The 4,041-nt window shown below is 63.5% G+C and carries 1 protein-coding gene; it reads left to right on the top strand.

The features are described from left to right. A partial coding sequence (locus GNK13_RS20385; RefSeq protein ID WP_164104394.1) for a beta strand repeat-containing protein occupies positions 1-4,041 on the top strand: 4,041 nt, incomplete at both ends.

Genomic DNA, 4,041 nt, shown 5'->3' with positions numbered 1-4,041 from the left:
ACGCAGGCGGCCGGTTTGCGATCGATGCCAACACTGGCGTCGTGACCCTCGCCGCAGGACTCGACTACGAAACGAGCACCAGCCATAGCGTCACCATTCGAGCGACCAGCACCGACGGCAGTTCGACCACCCAGAACTTCACGATCAATGTCAACGACGTCGATGAGTTCGATGCTACGCCGGTGATCGACTCCAACGCGGCGGCGAACGAGATCGACGAAGACGCAGTGATCGGTTCCGCAGTCGGCATCACGGCCAGCTCGGACGACGCCGACGGTACCGACTCGGTCAGCTACTCGCTCGACGACGACGCAGGGGGCCGGTTCGCGATTGACGCCAACACCGGCGTCGTGACCCTCGCCGCGGGACTCGACTACGAAACGAGCACCAGCCATAGCGTCACCGTTCGAGCGACCAGCACCGACGGCTCGTCGACGACCCAAAACTTCACGATCAACGTCAACGACGTCGATGAGTTCGACGCTACGCCGGTGGTCGATGCCAACGCGGCTGCGAACGAGATCGACGAAGACGCGGTGATCGGCTCGACGGTCGGCATCACGGCCAGCTCGAACGACGCCGACGGTACCGACTCGGTCAGCTACTCGCTCGACGACGACGCAGGGGGCCGGTTTGCGATCGATGCGAACACTGGCGTCGTGACGCTCGCCGCGGGACTCGACTACGAATCCAACACCAGCCACACGGTCACCGTCCGCGCAACCAGCACCGACGGCTCTTCGACCACCCAAAATTTCACCATCAACGTCAACGACATCGATGAGTTCGATGCTACGCCGGTGATCGACACCAACGCGGCGGCGAACGAGATCGACGAAGACGCGGTGATCGGTTCCGCGGTCGGCATCACGGCTTCATCGGACGACGCCGACGGTACCGACTCAGTCAGCTACTCGCTCGATGACGATGCGGGGGGCCGGTTCGCGATCGATGCGAACACTGGCGTCGTGACCCTCGCCGCAGGACTCGACTACGAAACGAGCACCAGCCATAGCGTCACCGTCCGCGCAACCAGCACCGACGGCTCGTCGACCACCCAGAACTTCACCATCAACGTCAACGATGTCGATGAGTTCGATGCTACGCCGGTGGTCGATGCCAACGCGGCAGCGAACGAGATCGACGAAGACGCGGTGATCGGTTCGGCTGTCGGCATCACGGCCAGCTCGGACGACGCCGACGGCACCGATTCGGTCAGCTACTCGCTCGACGACGACGCAGGCGGCCGGTTTGCGATCGATGCCAACACTGGCGTCGTGACCCTCGCCGCGGGGCTCGACTACGAAACGAGCACCAGCCACAGCGTCACCGTTCGCGCGACCAGCACCGACGGCAGTTCGACGACCCAGAACTTCACGATCAACGTCAACGACGTCGATGAGTTCGATGCCACGCCGGTGGTCGACACCAACGCCGCGGCGAACGAGATCGACGAAGACGCGGTGATCGGTTCGGCGGTCGGCATCACGGCCAGCTCGGACGACGCCGACGGCACCGACTCGGTCAGCTACTCGCTCGACGACGACGCGGGGGGCCGGTTCGCAATCGATGCGAACACTGGTGTCGTGACCCTCGCTGCGGGACTCGACTACGAAACGAGCACCAGCCACACGGTCACTGTCCGAGCGACCAGCACCGACGGCTCTTCGACCACCCAAAATTTCACGATCAACGTCAACGACATCGATGAGTTCGATGCCACGCCGGTGGTCGACACCAACGCGGCAGCGAACGAGATCGACGAAGACGCAGTGATCGGTTCCGCGGTCGGCATCACGGCTTCATCGGACGACGCCGACGGTACCGACTCGGTCAGCTACTCGCTCGACGACGACGCGGGGGGCCGGTTTGCGATCGATGCCAACACTGGCGTCGTGACGCTCGCCGCAGGACTCGACTACGAAACGAGCACCAGCCACAGCGTCACCGTCCGCGCAACCAGCACCGACGGCTCGTCGACCACCCAAAGCTTCACCATCAACGTCAACGATGTCGATGAGTTCGACGCTACGCCGGTGGTCGATGCCAACGCGGCAGCGAACGAGATCGACGAAGACGCGGTGATCGGTTCGGCTGTCGGCATCACGGCCAGCTCGGACGACGCCGACGGCACCGACTCGGTCAGCTACTCGCTCGACGACGACGCAGGGGGCCGGTTTGCAATCGATGCCAATACCGGAGTCGTAACTCTCGCTGCGGGACTCGACTACGAAGCCAACACCAGCCATAGCGTCACCGTTCGAGCGACCAGCACCGACGGCTCTTCGACCACGCAAAGCTTCACCATCAACGTCAACGATGTCGATGAGTTCGACGCCACGCCAGTAGTCGACGCCAACGCCGCAGCGAACGAGATCGACGAAGACGCGGTGATCGGCTCGACGGTCGGCATCACGGCTTCATCGGACGACGCCGACGGTACCGACTCGGTCAGCTACTCGCTCGACGACGACGCGGGGGGCCGGTTTGCGATCGATGCCAATACCGGTGTCGTGACCCTCGCTGCGGGACTCGACTACGAAACGAGCACCAGCCACAGCGTCACCGTTCGAGCGACCAGCACCGACGGCTCCTCGACCACCCAAAGCTTCACCATCAACGTCAACGACATCGATGAATTCGACGCTACGCCGGTGATCGATGCCAACGCGGCAGCGAACGAGATCGACGAAGACGCAATGATCGGCTCGGCGGTCGGCATCACGGCCAGCTCGGACGACGCCGACGGCACCGACTCGGTCAGCTACTCGCTCGACGACGACGCAGGCGGCCGGTTTGCGATCGATGCCAACACTGGCGTCGTGACCCTCGCCGCAGGACTCGACTACGAAACGAGCACCAGCCATAGCGTCACTGTCCGAGCGACCAGCACCGACGGCTCCTCGACCACCCAAAGCTTCACGATCAACGTCAACGACGTCGACGAGTTCGACGCTACGCCAGTAGTCGACACCAACGCGGCAGCGAACGAGATCGACGAAGACGCAGTGATCGGTTCGGCGGTCGGCATCACGGCTTCATCGGACGACGCCGACGGCACCGACTCGGTCAGCTACTCGCTCGACGACGACGCAGGCGGCCGGTTTGCGATCGATGCCAACACTGGCGTCGTGACCCTCGCCGCAGGACTCGACTACGAAACGAGCACCAGCCATAGCGTCACTGTCCGAGCGACCAGCACCGACGGCTCCTCGACCACCCAAAGCTTCACGATCAACGTCAACGACGTCGACGAGTTCGACGCTACGCCAGTAGTCGACACCAACGCGGCAGCGAACGAGATCGACGAAGACGCAGTGATCGGTTCGGCGGTCGGCATCACGGCTTCATCGGACGACGCCGACGGCACCGACTCGGTCAGCTACTCGCTCGACGACGACGCAGGCGGCCGGTTTGCGATCGACGCGAACACCGGCGTCGTCACCCTCGCTGCGGGACTCGACTACGAAACGAGCACCAGCCATAGCGTCACCGTTCGAGCAACCAGCACCGACGGCAGTTCGACCACCCAAAGCTTCACGATCAACGTCAACGACGTCGACGAGTTCGACGCTACGCCAGTAGTCGACACCAACGCGGCAGCGAATGAGATCGACGAAGACGCGGTGATCGGCTCCGCAGTCGGCATCACGGCCAGCTCGGACGACGCCGACGGTACCGACTCGGTCAGCTACTCGCTCGACGACGACGCAGGGGGCCGGTTTGCAATCGATGCGAACACCGGAGTCGTAACTCTCGCCGCAGGACTCGACTACGAAACGAGCACCAGCCACAGCGTCACCGTTCGAGCGACCAGCACCGACGGCTCTTCGACCACCCAAAGCTTCACCATCAACGTCAACGATGTCGATGAGTTCGACGCTACGCCGGTGGTCGATGCCAACGCGGCAGCGAACGAGATCGACGAAGACGCAGTGATCGGTTCCGCGGTCGGCATCACGGCTTCATCGGACGACGCCGACGGCACCGACTCGGTCAGCTACTCGCTCGACGACGACGCAGGCGGCCGGTTTGCGATCG

It is taken from the genome of Candidatus Laterigemmans baculatus, assembly GCF_010367455.1.
In the GTDB taxonomy this organism is placed as follows: domain Bacteria; phylum Planctomycetota; class Planctomycetia; order Pirellulales; family Pirellulaceae; genus Laterigemmans; species Laterigemmans baculatus.
Note: the sequence above shows the minus strand (reverse complement) of the source record. Positions and strands in the feature narration are given on the sequence as shown.